1 protein-coding gene (running past one end of the window) is annotated in these 20,527 nt (G+C 73.8%); it reads left to right on the top strand.

From position 1 onward, the window contains the following. The first annotated feature begins 129 nt into the window (after window positions 1-129). A protein-coding gene (locus Sru02f_RS02555; protein ID WP_109034861.1) for a non-ribosomal peptide synthetase crosses the window boundary here: on the top strand, window positions 130-20,527 show its 5' portion. 1,790 nt of this gene lie beyond the right edge of the window; only the first 20,398 of its 22,188 coding nucleotides appear in the window; it begins with the start codon at window positions 130-132; its stop codon lies beyond the right edge, outside the window.

Below are 20,527 nucleotides of genomic sequence, written 5' to 3'. Positions count from 1 at the left end.
CTTCCCCAATAAGCATATTGACCAGCTCGTCGCAGCCTTGCTAGCGTCCCAGTTCGCCCTCAATTTAATGCCGTCCGGTAAATGCCGCACGGGCACACATCTTGTTTGTTTTGCATTGTGAGGAGACAGGTGTCTGAGAACTCTTCGGTTCGGCACGGTCTGACGAGCGCGCAGCACGAGGTGTGGCTCGCCCAGCAGCTGGATCCGCGTGGCGCGCACTATCGGACGGGCTCCTGCCTGGAGATCGACGGACCCCTGGACCACGCGGTGCTGAGCGAGGCGCTGCGGCACACCGTGGCCGGTACGGAGACGCTCTGCTCGCGCTTCCTCACCGACGAGGAGGGCCGGCCGTACCGCGCGTACTGCCCGCCCGCGCCGGAGGGTTCGGCCGCCGTCGAGGACCCGGACGGGGTGCCGTACACCCCCGTGCTGCTGCGCCACATCGACCTCTCCGGTCACCAGGACCCCGAGGGCGAGGCCCAGCGGTGGATGGAGCGGGACCGCGCGACGCCGCTGCCGCTGGACCGGCCCGGGCTGAGCAGCCACGCGCTGTTCACGCTCGGCGGGGGCCGGCACCTGTACTACCTGGGCGTCCACCACATCGTGATCGACGGCACCAGCATGGCCCTGTTCTACGAGCGGCTGGCCGAGGTGTACCGCGCGCTGCGGGACGGGCGTGCGGTGCCCGCGGCCGCCTTCGGGGACACGGACCGGATGGTCGCGGGCGAGGAGGCCTACCGCGCGTCGGCGCGGTACGAGCGTGACCGGGCCTACTGGACCGGCCTGTTCGCCGACCGCCCCGAGCCCGTCTCGCTCACCGGGCGCGGCGGCGGCCGGGCCCTCGCGCCGACCGTGACGAGCCTGGGCCTGCCCCCGGAGCGCACGGAGGTGCTCGGCCGGGCCGCCGAGGCGACCGGTGCGCACTGGGCGCGCGTGGTCATCGCCGGTGTGGCCGCCTTCCTGCACCGGACCACGGGCGCCCGGGACGTCGTGGTGTCGGTGCCGGTCACCGGGCGCTACGGCGCGAACGCCCGGATCACCCCCGGCATGGTCTCCAACCGGCTGCCGCTGCGGCTGGCGGTGCGCCCCGGCGAGAGTTTCGCGCGGGTGGTCGAGACCGTGTCCGAGGCGATGAGCGGCCTCCTGGCGCACAGCCGCTTCCGCGGCGAGGACCTCGACCGCGAGCTGGGCGGAGCGGGGGTGTCGGGGCCCACCGTCAACGTCATGCCGTACCTCAGTCCGGTGGACTTCGGCGGTCCGGTCGGCCTGATACGCAGCATCAGTTCGGGTCCGACCACCGACCTGAGCATCGTGCTGACCGGCACCCCCGAGTCCGGCCTGCGCGTCGACTTCGAGGGCAACCCGCAGGTGTACGACGGCCAGGACCTGACGGCGTTGCAGGAACGCTTCGTCCGGTTCCTGGCGGAGCTGGCGGCCGACCCCGCCGCCACCGTCGACGAGGTCGCGCTGCTGACGCCGGACGAGCGGGAGCGGGTCCTCGACGGGTGGAACGACACCGCCCACGAGGTCCCGGAGACCACGCTGCCCGAGCTGTTCGCCGCGCGGGCCGCCCGCACACCCGGGCACGAGGCCCTGGTGTACGAGGGCACCTCCCTGACGTACGCCGAACTGGACGCCCGCGCCGAGCGGCTGGCCGGTGCGTTGACGGCGCGGGGCGCGGGCCCGGAGCGGTTCGTCGCGGTCGCCGTGGAGCGGTCCGCGGAGCTGGTGGTGGCGCTGCTCGCGGTGCTCAAGTCGGGCGCGGCGTACGTGCCCGTGGACCCCGGCTATCCGGCCGACCGCATCGCGCACATCCTGCGGGACGCGGGCGCGATGCTGGTGCTGACCACCCGGGACACGGCGGACCGGCTGCCCGGGGACGGCACACCGCGGCTGCTGCTCGACGAGCCGGCCGCGGCGGGGGCCGCCGCGGCGGCCCCCGCCCCGCCCGTCGCCCTCCCGCGGGCGCTGCCCGCCCCCGGCCACCCCGCCTACGTCATCTACACCTCGGGTTCCACCGGCCGCCCCAAGGGCGTGGTGATCTCCCACCGGGCGATCGTCAACCGGCTGGCCTGGATGCAGGACACCTACGGCCTGGAGCCGTCCGACCGGGTGCTGCAGAAGACGCCGTCCGGTTTCGACGTGTCCGTGTGGGAGTTCTTCTGGCCGCTCGTCCAGGGGGCCACCCTGGTCGTGGCCCGGCCCGGGGGCCACACCGACCCGGCCTACCTGGCCGACACCGTCCGGCGCGAGGGCGTGACCACCCTGCACTTCGTGCCGTCGATGCTCGACGTGTTCCTGCGGGAGCCCGCCGCGGCCGCGCTGGGCGCTGCGACGCCGGTACGGCGGGTGTTCTGCAGCGGCGAGGCGCTCCCGGCGGAGCTGCGGGCCCGTTTCCGGGCCGTGTCGGACGTGCCGCTGCACAACCTGTACGGGCCCACCGAGGCCGCCGTCGACGTGACGTACTGGCCGTGCGCCGAGGACACCGGCGACGGGCCGGTGCCGATCGGACGGCCGGTGTGGAACACCCGGATGTACGTGCTCGACGCCGCGCTGCGGCCGGTCCCGGCCGGTGTGCCCGGCGAGCTGTACATCGCCGGTGTGCAGCTCGCCCGCGGCTACCTGGGCCGCCCCGCGCTGAGCGCCGAACGCTTCACCGCCGACCCGCACGGCGCGCCCGGGAGCCGGATGTACCGCACCGGCGACCTGGCGCGCTGGAACCACGACGGCAGCCTCGACTACCTCGGGCGCGCCGACCACCAGGTCAAGCTGCGCGGCTTCCGCATCGAACTCGGCGAGATCGAGGCCGCGCTCGTACGGCAGCCGGAGATCGCCCAGGCCGCCGTCGTCCTGCGCGAGGACCGCCCCGGCGACCAGCGCCTGGTCGCCTACACCGTGCCCACCCGGGCCCCGGACACCCGCACGGGCACGCCCGCGGACACGGGGACGCACCCCGGGCCGGACGGCGCGCCGGAAACAGACCCGGGCACCGGGCCCGCCGCCGGGGCGGACGCCGGGACCGGGGCCGGGGCTCACGCCGGTCTGGACGGCGCCGTGCTCGCCGCGCGGCTGCGGGAGTCGCTGCCCGGGTACATGGTGCCCTCGGCCTTCGTCGGTCTGCCCCGGCTGCCCGTCACGCCGAACGGCAAGCTCGACCGGCGGGCCCTGCCCGCCCCCGCGGAGTCCGGGCGCGCCGGCGGGCGGGCGCCGCGCACGCCGGGCGAGGAGCTGCTGTGCACGCTCTTCGCCGAGGTGCTCGGGGTGGCCGAGGTCGGTGTCGACGACGGCTTCTTCGACCTGGGCGGCCACTCGCTGCTCGCCACCCGGCTGATCAGCCGCATCCGCGCCACCGCCGGCGCGGAGGTGCCCATCCGGCGGGTCTTCGAGACGCCGACCGTGGCGGAGCTGGCGCCCGCGCTGACGGACGGCGGGCGGGCCCGCGCCGCGGTCACCGCCCGGCCGCGCCCCGACCGCCTGCCGCTCTCCTTCGCCCAGCGGCGCCTGTGGTTCATCCACCAGTACGAGGGGCCCTCGCCGCTCTACAACATCCCGGCCGCGCTGCGGCTGACGGGTCCGGTGGACGCAGCCGCGCTGTCCGCGGCCCTCGGCGACCTGGTGGCCCGGCACGAGAGCCTGCGCACCGTGTTCGCCGAGGACGCGCAAGGCCCCCACCAGGTGATCCTGTCCGCCGAGCGGGCCGCGCCCCGGCTGGAGACGCTGGACAGCACCCCGGAGCGGCTGGCCGCCGACCTCGCGCGCACCGCCCGGCACACCTTCGACCTGACCCGGGACATACCGCTGCGGGCCACCCTGCTGCGGGTGGCGCCCGAGGAGCACGTGCTGCTCCTCGTCCTGCACCACATCGCGGGCGACGGCTGGTCGCTGGCGCCCCTCGCCCGTGACCTGGGCACCGCCTACGCCGCCCGGACCGCCGGCGCGGCCCCCGACTGGGCGCCGCTGCCGGTGCAGTACGCCGACTACACGCTGTGGCAGCGTGAACTGCTCGGCGCCGACGGGGACGGCGCGGGCACCGGGGACGGCGGTGAGGGTGCCCGGCAGCTCGCCCACTGGCGCGAGGCCCTGGCCGGGCTGCCGGAGCGGCTGGAGCTGCCCAGTGACCGGCCGCGCCCGGCGCGCCGCGACAACTCCGGCGCGCGCCTGGACGTGTCCGTGCCCGCCGATCTGCACCGCTCGCTGGCCGCGCTCGCCGCCGAGACGCGGACCAGCGTCTTCATGGTGCTCCAGGCCGCGCTCGCGGGGCTGCTGACCCGGCTCGGCGCGGGCGAGGACGTGCCGATCGGCTCGACCATCGCGGGCCGCACCGACGCCGCCGTCGAGAACCTGGTCGGCTTCTTCGTCAACACGCTGGTGCTGCGCACCGACACCGGCGGCGACCCGGCCTTCCGCGAGCTGCTCTCCCGCGTCCGCGAGCGCGACCTGGCCGCCTACGCCCACCAGGACGTGCCCTTCGAGCGGCTCGTCGAGGCGGTCAACCCGGACCGGGCCACCTCCCACCATCCGCTGTTCCAGGTGATGCTGACCTTCGACACCACCCAGCAGGACGCCCTCGGCGAGCTGGGCCGGCTGCCCGGGATCACGACGTCGCTGCTGCCCCTGCACACCGGACTGTCCCGGTTCGACCTCGTGTTCGCCTTCGACGAGCGGCGGGACGCCGCGGGCGGGCAGGCCGGTCTCGACCTCGCGGTGGAGTTCAGCACCGAGTTGTTCGACGCCGGCACCGTGCGCGCCCTCATCGAGCGGCTGCTGCGGCTGCTCACGCAGGTCGCCGCCGATCCCGGCGTGCGCCTGGGCGACCTCGACGTCCTCCTGCCCGGCGAGCACCACGACCTGCTGGTGACCGCCAACCGGCCCGGCACCGCGCCGGCTTCACCGGCACCCGCGTCACCCGCCCCGGTGACGGCCACCCTCCCCGAGCTGTTCGAGCGGCAGGCCGCCCGGCACCCCGACCGCACCGCGCTGACCTTCGAGGACACCTCGCTGTCCTACGCCGAGCTGAACGCCCGCGCCAACCGCCTGGCCCGGCTGCTGACCGCCCGTGGGATCGGCCCCGACGCGCTGGTCGCCCTGGCCCTGCCGCGCTCCGTCGAACTGGTCGTGGGCCTGCTCGCGGTGGTCAAGTCGGGCGCCGCCTACGTGCCGCTCGACCCGGGGTACCCCGCCGACCGGCTCGCCCACGCGCTGTCCGACTCCGCGCCCGCGGCGCTGCTCACCGACCGCGCCACCGCCGGCCGGCTGCCCGCCCACGAGGTGCCCCGCATCGTCCTCGACGACGCCGCCGCCCCGGCGGACGGCGGCACCACGGGCGGCGACCCGGCGGACGCCCACCCCGCCACCGACCTGGCGCAGGGCGAGCGGGTCAGGCCGCTGGACCCGAGGGACACGGCGTACGTCATCTACACCTCCGGCTCGACGGGCCGCCCCAAGGGCGTGGCCGTGCCGCACGGCAACGTCGTACGGCTCTTCTCCGCCACCGCGCCCTGGTTCGGCTTCGACGAGCACGACGTGTGGACGCTCTTCCACTCGTACGCCTTCGACTTCTCGGTGTGGGAGCTGTGGGGCCCGCTGCTGCACGGCGGCCGGCTCGTCGTCGTCCCGCACGACGTCACCCGGGACCCCGCCGCCTTCCTCGCGCTGCTCGCGCGCGAACGCGTCACCGTCCTCAACCAGACGCCGTCCGCCTTCCACCAGCTGGCCGCCGCCGACCGCGAGAGTCCCACCGAACTCGCCCTGCGCACCGTGGTGTTCGGCGGCGAGGCCCTGGACCTGTCCCGGCTGGCCGACTGGTACGAGCGGCACGCCGAGGACGCCCCCGCCCTGGTCAACATGTACGGCATCACCGAGACCACCGTCCACGTCTCGCACTTCGCCCTGGACCGGGCCACCGCGGCCGCCTCGTCCGCCAGCACCATCGGCGTCAACATCCCCGACCTGCGGGTCTACGTCCTCGACGACCGGCTGCGCCCCACCGCGCCCGGCGTCACCGGCGAGATGTACGTGGCCGGTGCGGGCCTCGCCCGCGGCTACCTGGGCCGCCCGGCGCTGACCGCGGACCGCTTCCCCGCCGACCCGTACGCCGCCCTCTTCGGCGAGCGCGGCACCCGCATGTACCGCACCGGCGACCTGGCCAGGCGCCGCACCGACGGCGGCCTCGACTACCTGGGCCGCGCCGACCAGCAGGTCAAGATCCGCGGCTTCCGCATCGAGCCCGGCGAGATCGAGGCCGTGCTCGCCGCCCACCCCGCCGTCGACGACGTGGCCGTGGTGGCGCGCGAGGACGTCCAGGGCGACCCCCGGCTCGTCGCGTACGTGGTGACCGGCTCCGGCGCCACGGCCCGCACGCTGCACGACCACGCGGCCGGGCACCTGCCCGACCACATGCTGCCGTCGGCGTTCGTCACCCTGGACGTGCTGCCGCTGACGCCCAACGGCAAGCTCGACACCAAGGCGCTGCCCGCCCCCGCCCGCTCCGGGCAGGTGACCGGACGCGCGCCGCGCGGGCCGCGCGAGGAGATCCTGTGCTCCCTGTTCGCCGAGGTGCTCGGGGTGCCCCGGCTGACCGTCGACGACAGCTTCTTCGACCTCGGCGGGCACTCCCTGCTCGCCACCCGGCTGGCCGGCCGCATCCGCAGCACCCTCGGCGTGGAGCTGTCCGTGCGACGGCTGTTCGAGACCCCCACGGTCGCCGGGCTCTCCGCCGCCCTCGACGGCGCCGAACGGTCCGGCACCGGCCCGACGGCCGGGGAGCGCCCGGAGCGGCTGCCGCTGTCGTACGCCCAGCAGCGGCTGTGGTTCCTGCACCAGCTCGAGGGCCCCTCCCCCACGTACAACATCACCGGCGCGCTGCGGCTGACCGGTGACCTCGACCCCGGGGCGCTGCGCGCGGCCTTCCAGGACGTCGTCACGCGCCACGAGAGCCTGCGCACCGTCTTCTCGGAGGACGGGCACGGCGCCCGGCAGACCGTGCTCGACGCCGCCGGTGTGCGCTTCGAGCTGCCGGTCGCCGACGTCACCGAGGACCGGCTGGACGAACGCCTCGAGGAGGCCGCCCGGCACTGCTTCGACCTGACGGCCGACATCCCGGTGCGGGCGGAGCTGTTCCGGCTCGGCGCGCGGGAGCACGTCCTGCTGCTGATGGTGCACCACATCGCCGGTGACGGCTGGTCCCTCGGCCCGCTGATCCGCGACCTGGCCGCCGCCTACACGGCCCGCGCGGCCCGCCGCGCCCCCGACTGGGCGCCGCTGCCCGTGCAGTACGCGGACTTCGCCCTGTGGCAGCGCGCCGCGCTCGGGGACGCCGCCGACGCCACCAGCCCGGCGGGACGGCAGCTCGCGCACTGGAAGGAGGCCCTGGCCGGGCTGCCCGACCGGCTGGAACTGCCCGCGGACCGGCCGCTGCCCGCCGTCGCCTCGCACCGCGGCGGCCGGGTGCCGCTCACCGTCCCCGCGCCCCTGCACGGCGGTGTCGCGGAGCTGGCCAGGGAGTCCCGCACCAGCGTCTTCATGGTGCTCCAGGCGGCCCTGGCGGCCCTGCTGACCCGGCTGGGCGCGGGCGAGGACGTACCGCTCGGCACCCCGGTGGCGGGCCGCGGCGACGACGCCGTCGACCAGGTCGTCGGCTTCTTCGTGAACACCCTGGTCCTGCGCACCGACACCGGCGGCAACCCCACCTTCCGCGAACTCCTCGACCGGGTCCGCGACACCGACCTGACCGCCTACGACCACCAGGCCCTGCCGTTCGAGCACCTGGTGGACGTCCTCTCCCCGACCAGGTCGCTCTCCCACAACCCGCTGTTCCAGGTGCTGCTGAGCCTGGACACCACCCAGCAGGACGCCCTGGCCGCGCTCTCCGCCACCGGCCTCGGCGTGCGGCTGCTCAACGTCGCCACCGGGGTCGCCAAGCTGGACCTCGCCCTGGAGATCGCCGAGCACCGCGACGCCGACGGCTCCCCCGCCGGGCTGGTGGGCGCCGCCGAGTACAGCGCGGACCTCTTCGACGAGGGCACCGTCACACTGCTGGTGGAGCGGTTCCTGCGGCTCCTGGACGCGCTGGTCGAGGACCCGTCCCGGCGCATCGGCGACGTCGACGTGCTCGGCCCCCGGGAACGGGAGCGGGTCCTGACCGAGTGGAACGACACCCCCCGCCGGCCGGTGCAGGGCACCTTCGCCGACCACGTCGCCCGGCACGCCGCCGAGCGCCCCGGCCACCTCGCGGTCGAGACGGCCGGCGCCGCGGCGCCCGACGGCGCGCTGACCTACGGGGAACTGAACGAGCGCGCCAACCGGCTGGCCCGCGCCCTCCTCGCACTGGGCGCGGGTCCGGAACGGTTCGTGGCGGTCGCCCTGCCCCGCTCCGCCGACCTGGTCCTCTCGGCGCTCGCCGCCTTCAAGGCGGGCGCGGCCTACCTGCCCGTGGACCCCGCGCACCCCGCCGAACGGATCACCCACCTCGTCCGGGACGCGGCCCCCACCCTGGTCGTCACCACGTCCGCCCTGGCCGCGAGCCTCCCGGAGACCGGCACCCCGGTCCTGCTGCTCGACACCCCCGAGACCGCCGCGACCCTCGCCGCACTCCCCGGCCACGACGTCACCGACGCCGACCGGCCGGTACCGCTGCGCCCCGAGCACCCCGCGTACATGATCTACACCTCGGGAACGACCGGCCGTCCCAAGGGCGTCGTCGTCACCCACACCGGGCTGCCCGGCCTCCTGGAAATCTTCACCCGCGACTGTGCGGCCGGCCCGGGCAGCAGGATCCTCCAGCACCTCTCCCCGAGCTTCGACGCCTCGTTCTGGGAGCTGGCGATGGGCCTGCTCACCGGGGCCACCCTGGTCGTGGCGCCGCCGGAGACCACGCCGGGACCGGAGCTGGCCGAGCTGGCGACCCGGCACGCGGCGACCCACCTGAGCCTGACCACGTCCGTCCTCGGGCTGCTGCCGCCGGGCTCGCTGCCCGACGGACTGACCCTCGTCGTGGGCGCCGAGGCCATCCCGCCCGAGCTGGTGGAACGCTGGTCGCCGGGCCGTACGATGCTGAACTCCTACGGGCCCACCGAGACCACCGTCTGCTCCACCATGAGCGACCCGCTGTCCGGCACCGCCGTCCCGCCCATCGGCTCCCCCGTCGCCAACAGCGCCGTGTACGTGCTGGACGCGGCGCTGCGCCCGGTCCCGCCCGGTGTGCCCGGCGAGCTGTACGCGGCCGGGGCGCATCTGGCCCGCGGCTACCACGACCGCCGGGCGCTGACCGCCGAACGGTTCGTGGCCAACCCCTTCGGCGAGCCCGGCGGCCGGCTCTACCGCACCGGCGACCTGGTCCGCTGGCGGCCCGACGGCCGGCTGGAGTACCTGGGGCGCGCCGACACCCAGGTCAAGATCCGCGGCCTGCGGATCGAGCCCACCGAGATCGAGGCGGTCATCACCGAACGCCCGCACCTGGCGCGGGCGGCCGTGATCGTACGCGAGGACCGGCCCGGCGACCGGCGGCTCGTCGCCTATGTCGTGCCCGAGCCCGGCACCACCGTGGACACCGCAGGACTCCGCGCCGCACTGCGCGAAACCCTGCCCGACCACATGATCCCGACCGCGTTCGTGGTGCTGGACGCGCTGCCGCTGACCCTCAACGGCAAGCTGGACCGCAAGGCGCTGCCCGCCCCCGACTACTCTGCCCGCACCTCCGGCCGGGCCGCCCGCGACCCGCGCGAGCGGCTGCTGACCGAGCTGTTCGGCGAGATCCTCGGCGTGGAGCCGGCCGGCGTCGACGACGGCTTCTTCGACCTGGGCGGGGACAGCATCCTCTCCATCCAGCTCGTCGCCCGCGCCCGCGCGGCGGGCCTGGTCCTGTCGGTGCGGGACGTCTTCGAACACCAGACGCCCGCCCTGCTAGCCCGGTCGGCCGCCGCCGCACCCGCCGGGGAGCGCACGGCGCGGGACTCCGACGTCCCCGCCGACGGCCCGGCGCCGCGCACCCCGATGATGGGCTGGTTCGCCGCTCTCGGCTCCGACCCGGCCGCGTTCAACCAGTCGCTGGTCCTGCGCGTGCCCGCCGCCCTCGACCCCGACGCGCTCGACACCGCCCTGCGGGCCGTGCTCGACCGGCACGACGCGCTGCGCATGCGGGTGGCCGACGACTGGACCATCGAGATCGAGCCGCCCGGCTCGGTGACACCGGCCGACTGCCTGGTCCGCTTCGACGCCGTACGCCTCGACGAGGCCGCCGTGCGCTCGGCGGTCACCGAGCAGGCACGGGCGGCCCGCGACCGGCTGGCCCCGGCGGACGGCCGCATGCTCCAGGCCGTCTGGCTCGACCGCGGCGCCGACCGGGACGGGCTGCTCGTCCTGGTCGCCAACCACCTGGTCGTGGACGGCGTCACCTGGCGCATCCTGGTCCCCGACCTGGCGGCCGCCTACGCCGGCGAGACCCTCGCCCCGGTGGGCACCCCCTGGCGGCACTGGGCCCTGTCCCTCTCCGACCTCGCCGGGCAGCCGCGGACCGAGGAGGAGCTGGACCACTGGCACTCGGTCCTCGGCGACACCCCGCACACGCTCCGTCTGGACCCCGCGCGGGACACCCACGCGACCGCCGGCGAGATCACCGCCGAACTCGACACGGACACCACCGAGGCCCTGCTCACCTGGGTACCCGGCGCCTGCCACGCCACGGTCAACGACGTGTTCCTGAGCACCTTCGCCCTGGCCGTCGCCGCGTGGCGGCGCGGGCGCGGCGAGGACCCCGACGCGCCCGTCGTGCTCGACCTGGAGAGCCACGGCCGGCACGAGGAGGCGGTCCCGGGCACCGAACTAAGCCGTACGGCGGGCTGGTTCACGTCGATGTACCCCGTCCGTCTCGCACCGCCCGCCGCCTCCGGGGACGGATCGGCGCTCCGCGCGCTGAAGTCCGTCAAGGAGCAGCTGCGCACCGTCCCGGGCGACGGCCTCGGCTACGGCCTGCTGCGCCACCTCAACCCCCGCACCCGGGACGCCCTCGCCGCCCTGCCCCTCCCCGAGTTCGGCTTCAACTACCTCGGCCGGATCGGCCAGGAGGGCACCGACGAGGCCCCCTGGACCATCGAGGGCGGCGACGTCGCCGGTATCGACGGTGCCATGCCGCTGGCCCACCCCGTGGACGTGAACGCCGTCGCCCGGGAGACCACCGACGGCACCCGGCTGCGCGCACGCTGGACGTACTCCCGCACCGCGCTCGAGCCCGAGGACGCCCAGCGGCTCGCCGACACCTGGTTCCGGCTGCTGCGCCGCCTCGTCGAGGAGGCCCGGCAGCCCGGCGCGGGCGGCCTCACCCCCTCCGACATCGCTCACCCGGCCCTCGCCCAGGACGAGATCGAGGGCCTGGAGCACACCGTCCCCGGCCTCCAGGACATCCTGCCCCTCGCCCCCCTCCAGGAGGGCTTCCTCTTCCTCAACCTGTACGACGAGAACGCCCGCGACGTCTACGTCGGCCAGCTCGCCTTCGACCTGGAGGGCTCCTTCGACGGCACCCGGATGCGCGCGGCGGCCGGGGCCCTGCTGCGCCGCCACGCCAACCTGCGCGCCGGGTTCCGGCAGACGGCGTCCGGCGCGTGGGTGCAGGTGGTGCCCGCCGAACTCGAACCCGACTGGCGGGAGTGCGACCTGACCGGCCTCGCCGACGAGGCGGAACGGGACGCCGAGGCCGGGCGGCTGGCGGCCGGGGACCGCGAACGCCGCTTCGACCTCACCAGCCCGCCGTTGATGCGCTTCACGGCGATCCGGCTGTCCGCCGACCGCGTCCGGCTGGTGATGACCAACCACCACATCCTGCTCGACGGCTGGTCCATGCCCCTGCTCTGGCAGGAGCTGACCGAGCTGTACGTCTCCGGCGGCGACCCCGTGAGCCTCCCCCCGGTCCGCCCGTACCGCGACTACCTGGCCTGGCTCGGCGCCCGCGACCGGGACGCCGCCCGGGACGCCTGGCGACGGTCCCTGTCCGGACTCGACGAGGCCACCCTCCTCGCCCCGGACGCCGGCCCGGCCGGGGCGGCACCGCTGGGCATCCCGTTCGGCCTGGACCGTGACGCCACGGCGGCCCTGTCCGCGTGGGCGCGGGGTCAGGGGGTGACCATGAACACGGTGGTCCAGGGCGCCTGGGCCCTCGCGCTGGCCCAGGCCACCGGACGCGACGACGTCGTCTTCGGCGCCACCGTCTCCGGCCGCCCGCCCGAGCTGCCCGGCGTCGAATCCATGATCGGCCTGTTCATCAACACCCTGCCCGTCCGCGCCCGCATCGACCAGGCCGAACCCCTCGGCGACCTCTTCCGCCGCCTCCAGAGTGAACAGGCCCGCCTCCTGGACCACCAGTGGCCCGGACTCGCCGACATCCAGCACTGGGCCGGACACGGCGAACTCTTCGACACCGCCATGGTCTTCCAGAACTACCCGGTGAGCGCCGACACGACGAGCCGCCAGCTGGACGGACTGCGGGTGGCCGGTTTCGACGCGGTCGAGAGCACGGACTTCGCCGTCAACCTCGTCGCCCACACCCGCGACGACGTCCTCGGGCTGCGCCTCGACTACCGCGCGGAGGCCTGCGCCGGCGACCTGGTCCGCTCACTGGCGGACCGGATGGTGCGGGTCCTGGAAGCACTGGTCACCGACTCGGACCGTCCCGTCGCCCACCTGGACACCCTCGACCCGACCGTGCGGGAGCGGGTCCTGGTGGAGTGGAACGGGACCCCGACCCAGCTTCCCGGGACACCGCTGCACGAACTGATCAGCAGCCAGACCCGGCAGACGCCGGACGCCGTGGCGGTGGTGTGCGACGGCACCTCCCTGACCTACGCCGAGCTGGACGGGCGCGCCAACCAACTCGCCCGGCATCTACTGGGAGAGGGGCTCGGTGCGGAGCAGTTCGTGGCGATCGCGCTGGCCAAGTCACTGGACGCGGTAGTCAGCATGCTGGCCGTACTCAAGACCGGCGCGGCCTACCTTCCGATCGACCCGGACTACCCCGCCGAGCGCATCACCTACATGCTCGACGACGCCCGCCCCGCCCTGATCCTCGCCGAGCCGGTGGACCCCGCTGCGTATGCGAGTCGTCCCGACGGTCCGCTCTCGGACGCGGAACGCCGTAGCCCGTGGTCGGCCCGACACGCCGCCTACATGATCTACACCTCGGGCTCCACCGGCCGCCCCAAGGGCGTCGTCATCGAACACCACGCCCTGGCCACCTACCTCCACCGCGCCCGCAACACCTACTCCGCCATGACCGGCGTCACCGTCCTCCACTCCCCGCTGGCCTTCGACCTCACCATCACCGCCCTGTGGACGCCTTTGACAAGCGGCGGCACGGTCCACCTCACCAGCCTCGAAGAGTCGGACACGCAACCGAGCCTGATCAAGGCCACCCCCAGCCACCTCCCCCTGCTCACCACACTCCCCGAGACGGCATCCCCGTCCCACACCCTCATCCTCGGCGGCGAAGCCCTCCACACCGACCAGCTGACCGACTGGCGCACCCAACACCCCGACGTCCAGATCATCAACGCCTACGGCCCCACCGAATCCACCGTCAACATCACCGACCACCACCTCGACGGTTCGGAAGAAGGCTCCGTCCCCATCGGACGGCCCTTCGCCAACACCCAGGTCTACGTCCTCGACTCAGCCCTGCGACCCGTCGCACCCGGCGTCACCGGAGAGCTGTACCTCGCAGGCGAGCAACTGGCGCGCGGCTACCTCGGCCGCCCCGCCCTCACCGCCGAACGCTTCACCGCCAACCCCCACAGCAGCACCCCCGGCGCCCGCATGTACCGCACCGGCGACCTCGCCCACTGGAACCACCACGGCCACCTCACCTACGACGGACGCGCCGACCACCAGATCAAACTCCGCGGCCACCGCATCGAACCGGGCGAGATCGAAACCACCCTCACCACACAACCCGGCATCACCCAAGCCACCGTCCAACTCCGCGAGGACCAGCCGGGCGACCAGCGCCTCGTCGCTTACCTGGTCACATCCACCGCATACGACGAGAACACCGTGCGCAACGCACTGGCCGGCGCACTGCCCGACTACATGGTCCCCTCCGCCTACGTCACCCTCGACGCCCTCCCCCTCACCCCCAACGGCAAACTCGACCGCACCGCCCTCCCCGCCCCGGCCTACTCGGCGTCCACCGCAGGACGAGCACCTCGCACCCCCCGCGAAGAAGTCCTCTGCACCCTCTTCGCCGAAGTCCTCGGCGTCGACCTCGTCACCATCGACGACAACTTCTTCGACCTCGGCGGACACTCCCTCCTCGCCACCCGCCTCGTCTCCCGCACTCGCACCGCACTCGGCGTCGAACTGTCCATCCGGCAGCTCTTCGAGGCGCCGACCGTGGCGGGTCTCGCCGAGGCCCTCGAGGCGTCGGGCACCGTCCGTACCGCGCTCACGGCGAGGCCGCGCCCCGAGCGCATCCCGCTCTCCTACGCCCAGCAACGCCTCTGGTTCCTCCACCAGCTCGAAGGACCTTCGGCGACCTACAACACCGTGCTCACGCTGCGGCTCGGCGGCGCCCTCGACGTGGAGGCCCTGCGCGCGGCGATCGGTGACGTCGTCGCCCGGCACGAGAGCCTGCGGACGGTCTTCACCGAGGACGAGCGAGGCGCGTACCAGATCGTGCTGCCCGTGGAGGCGGCCTCGACGCCCTTCAGCGTCGTCGACGTGGCCAAGGAGGAGATCGGCGACCGGCTCGACGAAGCCGTCGGCCACTGCTTCGACCTCGCCCAGGAACTTCCCGCGCGCACCTCGCTGTTCCGGGTCTCGGAGCGGGAGCACGTACTGCTGCTCCTCATCCACCACATCGCCAGTGACGCCTGGTCCCGCGCCCCACTGGCCCAGGACCTCACGGCCGCCTACGCGGCCCGCGTCCGCAGCGAGGCGCCCACCTGGGCCCCGCTCACCGTCCAGTACGCCGACTACGCGCTGTGGCAGCAGGAGATCCTCGGCGACGACACCGACGCCGACAGCCTCGCGGGCCGCCAGCTCGCCTACTGGAGACAGCAGCTAGCCGGCCTGCCCGACCAGCTCGACCTCCCCACCGACCGGCCCCGACCGGCGGTCGCGGGGTACTCGGGGGACCGTGTTCCGTTCACCGTGCCGACGGAGCTGCACACGCGGCTGACGGAGCTGGCGCGCGCCACCAACACCAGCGCCTTCATGGTGGTCCAGGCTGCGGTCGCCGTCCTGCTCACCCGTCTGGGCGCCGGTGAGGACATCCCGATCGGCACCCCGATCGCCGGGCGCACGGACGATGCCGCCGACGACCTGATCGGGCTCTTCATCAACACGCTGGTCCTCCGCACGGACACGTCCGGTGATCCGACCTTCCGCCGGCTCCTCGACCGTGTACGGGACACCGACCTGGCCGCCTACGCGCATCAGGACCTCCCCTTCGAGCGGCTGGTCGAGGCACTGAACCCGGCACGCACGCTGTCCCATCACCCGCTCTTCCAGGTCCTGCTGACCTTCAACAACACGGACCACGAAGGCGCGCTGAAGGACATCTCCGACCTTCCGGGTCTCACCGTCGCACTCCGGGAGGTCCAGCGGACCTCGTCGAAGTTCGACCTCTCCTTCGGGTTCGCGGAGTCCTTCGACACGTCTCGCCGGCCACAAGGCATCGAAGCGGCGCTGGACTTCAGTACGGAACTTCTCGACCGCCGTTCCGCCCAGGCGATCGCGGACCGGTTCCTGCGGGTGCTGGAAGCCGTCACCACGGTCCCGGACCGGCCGATCGGCGCCGTCGAGCTGATGGACGCGGTCGAGCGGGAGCGGGTCCTGGTGGAGTGGAACGGGACCCCGACCGAACTTCCCGGAACACCGCTGCACGAACTGATCAGCAGCCAGGCCCGGCAGACGCCGGACGCCGTGGCGGTGGCGTGCGACGGCACCTCCCTGACCTACGCCGAGCTGGACGGGCGCGCCAACCAACTCGCCCGGCATCTACTGGGAGAGGGGCTCGGTGCGGAGGACTTCGTGGCGATCGCGCTGGCCAAGTCACTGGACGCGGTAGTCAGCATGCTGGCCGTACTCAAGACCGGCGCGGCCTACCTTCCGATCGACCCGGACTACCCCGCCGAGCGCATCACCTACATGCTCGACGACGCCCGACCCGCCCTGACCCTCACCGAACCGGTCCCCGTGGAGAGCTACGCGGAGCACTCCGTCGCGGCCGTCACGGATGAGGAACGCCGTAGCCCGTGGTCGGCCCGGCACGCCGCCTACATGATCTACACCTCGGGCTCCACCGGCCGCCCCAAGGGCGTCGTCATCGAACACCACGCCCTGGCCACCTACCTCCACCGCGCCCGCAACACCTACTCCGCCATGACCGGCGTCACCGTCCTCCACTCCCCGCTGGCCTTCGACCTCACCATCACCGCCCTGTGGACGCCTTTGACAAGCGGCGGCACGGTCCACCTCACCAGCCTGGAGGAGGCTGACGTCCAGCCGAGCCTGATCAAGGCCACCCCAAGCCACCTCCCCCTGCTCACCACACTCCCCGAGACGGCGTCCCCGTCCCACACCCTCATCCTCGGCGGCGAAGCCCTCCACACCGACCACCTCGCCACCTGGCGCACCCAACACCCCGATGTTCAGATCATCAACGCCTACGGCCCCACCGAATCCACCGTCAACATCACCGACCACCACATAAGCGAAGACACCCCTGACGGCCCCGTGCCCATCGGACGGCCCTTCGCCAACACCCAGGTCTACGTACTGGATTCAGCCCTGCGACCCGTCGCCCCCGGCGTCACCGGAGAGCTGTACCTCGCCGGTGAACAGCTCGCCCGCGGCTACCTCGGCCGCCCCGCCCTCACCGCCGAACGCTTCACCGCCAACCCCCACAGCAGCACCCCCGGCGCCCGCATGTACCGCACCGGCGACCTCGCCCACTGGAACCACCACGGCCACCTCACCTACGACGGACGCGCCGACCACCAGATCAAACTCCGCGGCCACCGCATCGAACCGGGCGAGATCGAAACCACCCTCACCACACAACCCGGCATCACCCAAGCCACCGTCCAACTCCGCGAAGACACCCCCGGCGACCAACGCCTCGTCGCCTACCTCGTCGTCAACGACCCCACCGAATACGACGAGCCCGCCCTTCGGGACGCACTGGCCGGCGCACTCCCCGACTACATGCGCCCCTCCGCCTACGTCACCCTCGACGCCCTCCCCCTCACCCCCAACGGCAAACTCGACCGCACCGCCCTCCCCGCCCCCGCATACACGGCATCCGCCACCGGACGCACCCCCCGCACCCCCCGCGAAGAGATCCTCTGCACCCTCTTCGCCGAAGTCCTCGGCGTCGACCTCGTCACCATCGACGACAACTTCTTCGACCTCGGCGGACACTCCCTCCTCGCCACCCGCCTCGTCTCCCGCACTCGCACCGCACTCGGCGTCGAACTGTCCGTGCGGCAGTTCTTCGAGACGCCGACGATCGCCGGGCTGTCGGGGGCGTTCGACCGGGCCGGTCGTGCGCGGGCCGCGCTCACCGCGAGGCCGCGCCCGGAGCGCATCCCGCTCTCCTACGCCCAGCAACGCCTCTGGTTCCTCCACCAGCTCGAAGGACCTTCGGCGACCTACAACATCCCCACCACCCTCCGCCTCACCGGCACCCTCGACACCGACGCCCTGCACGCCGCGCTCAACGACCTCCTCGCCCGCCACGAAAGCCTGCGCACCACCTACACCGAGGACGACCAGGGCCCCCGTCAGGTGATCCACGCCTGGGAGCCCGGAATGCTGCCGCTCGGCGTGGTCGACACCGGGGAGGGCGAGCTGGACGCGATGCTCTCCGCGGGGGTGCACCACGCGTTCGACCTGACGGCGGGCATCCCGGTGCGGGCCACGCTGTTCCGGATCTCGGAGCAGGAGCACGTGCTGCTGCTCCTCATCCACCACATCGCCACCGACGCCTGGTCCCGCACCCCGCTGGGCCGCGACCTCGCCGCCGCCTACTCGGCGCGCTGTGCGGGCGACGTGCCGGCGTGGGAGCCGCTGCCGGTGCAGTACGCCGACTACGCGCTGTGGCAGCAGGAGGTCCTCGGCGACGAGGCCGACGCCGACGCCCCCGCGGGCAGGCAACTCGCCTACTGGAAGGAACAGCTCGCCGGCCTGCCCGACCAGCTCGACCTCCCCACCGACCGGCCCCGGCCGGCCGTCGCGAGCCAGGACGGCGACCGCGTCGCCTTCTCGCTCGACGCGGACCTCTACGTACGGCTGACCGAGCTGGCCAGGGCCACCCACTCGAGTACGTTCATGGTGGTGCAGGCGGCGCTCGCCGTACTGCTGACCCGGCTGGGCGCGGGCGAGGACATCCCGATCGGCACCCCGGTCGCCGGGCGCACCGACGACGCGACGGAGAACCTGGTCGGCTTCTTCGTGAACACGCTCGTCCTGCGCAACGACACCAGCGGCAACCCCACCTTCCGGGAGCTGCTGGAGGACACCCGCCGCACCGACCTGGCCGCCTACGCGCACCAGGACCTCCCCTTCGAGCGGCTGGTCGAGGCACTGAACCCGACCCGTACGCTGGCGCACCACCCGCTCTTCCAGGTGATGCTGATCCTGAGCACGGCGGAGACGGACCCGGAGGCCTCGCTGGCGCTGCCGGGACTGCGGGTCGGCGCGGAGCGCAGCCGGCTGGGGGCGGCCAAGGTCGACCTGGCGTTCGCGCTCGCCGAGGTCCGGGACGGTGAGGGCCGGAGCACCGGGCTGACGGGCGCGCTGGACTTCCGGACCGACCTGTTCGACGGTGCCACGGCCCGGTCCCTCGTGGAGCGGTTCGTGCGGACGCTGGAAGCGGTCGTCGCCGATCCCGGTGTGCGGCTGTCCCGGGTGCCGGTGCTGAGCGGGTCCGAACGGCACTCGCTGCTCGGCCGGGGGACCGGCCCGCTGCTGGAGGGGCTGGACGCGACGCTGCCCGAGCTGTTCGCGGAGCAGGCGCGCCGGACGCCCGGGGCACCGGCCCTGGTGCGGGGCGGGACGACGGTGTCGTACGCCGAACTCGACCTGCGCACGAACCGGCTGGCCCGGCTGCTGCGGCAGCAGGGGGTGCGGCCGGGTACGCCGGTGGTCATGCTGATGGAGCGGTCGCCCGCCCATGTCGTGGCGACGCTGGCCATCGCCAAGGCGGGCGGCGCCTACGTGCCCCTGCACGACACGTATCCCCTCGACCGGATGCGGCACGTGGTGGCGGACACCGCCGCGACGCTGATCCTCACCGACCGGGCCGAGGCGGCGCGGGCCGGGGAGCTGGGCGCGCGGGTGATGGTGGTGGACGAGTTCGGCGCCGCCCCGTCCGGCTCGGAGGCCGACGCGGACCCCGGCACCGACCCCGGCACCGGATCCGGCTCGCGCTACGGGTACGTCGACGATGCTCCGGAGGTGGGCCTGCGGCCGCAGGATCTCGCGTACGTGATGTACACCTCCGGGTCCACCGGAGTGCCGAAGGGCGTCGCGGTCACCCACCGCGGGGTCGTGGACCTGGTCCGCGACCACTGCTGGCGGCCCGGCGTCCACGAGCGGGTGCTGCTGCACGCCCCGCACGCGTTCGACGTGTCCTGTTACGAGATGTGGGTGCCCCTGGTCTCGGGCGGGACGGTCGTCGTGGCACCGCCCGGACACCTGGACCCGGCCGCGATCACCGATCTGATCACCGCCCACGACATCACCGCGATCCACCTCACCGCGGGCTTCTTCCGGGTCGTCGCGGAGGAGGCACCGGAGTGCTTCGCCGGTGTCCGGGAGGTGCTGACCGGCGGTGACGTGGTCTCGCCCGCCGCGGTGGCCCGGGTCCTCACGCACAACCCGCGGGTCGTACTGCGTCACCTGTACGGGCCGACCGAGACGACGCTGTGCGTGACGCAGCACGAGGTCACCGCGCCGTACGAGGCACGCGGCAGCCTGCCGGTCGGGCGGCCGACGGGGAACACCCGGGCCTACGTCCTCGACCGGTACCTCCAGCCGGTGCCGGCCGGCGTGCCGGGCGAGCTGTTCATCTCCGGCTCCGGCCTGGCGCGCGGCTACCTGGACCGACCCGACCTGACCTGCGAGCGGTTCGTCGCCGATCCGTACGGCGGGTCCGGCGAGCGGATGTACCGCACGGGCGACCTGGTCCGCTACAACGCGGCGGGCGAACTGGAGTACCTGGCCCGCGCCGACGACCAGGTCAAGATCCGCGGCTTCCGGGTGGAACTGGGCGAGATCGAGACGGTCCTGTCCACCCGCCCGGAGCTGGCCCAGGCCGCCGTGGTCGTCCGCGAGGACCGCCCCGGCGACCGGCGCCTGGTCGGCTACGTGGTGGCCGCGGCGGGCCGGGACGGCGAGGTGGACCCGGACGCGCTGCGCGCCTTCTCCCGCCAGGCGCTGCCGGACTACATGGTGCCGTCGGCGTTCGTCGTCCTCGGCACCCTGCCGCTGACCGCCAACGGCAAACTGGACCGCAAGGCGCTGCCCGCGCCCGACTACG

Source organism: Streptomyces rubrogriseus, from assembly GCF_027947575.1.
Classification (GTDB): domain Bacteria; phylum Actinomycetota; class Actinomycetes; order Streptomycetales; family Streptomycetaceae; genus Streptomyces; species Streptomyces rubrogriseus.
The sequence above is the reverse complement of the archived record's forward strand: the minus strand, read 5'-3'. Positions and strand labels throughout refer to the sequence as shown.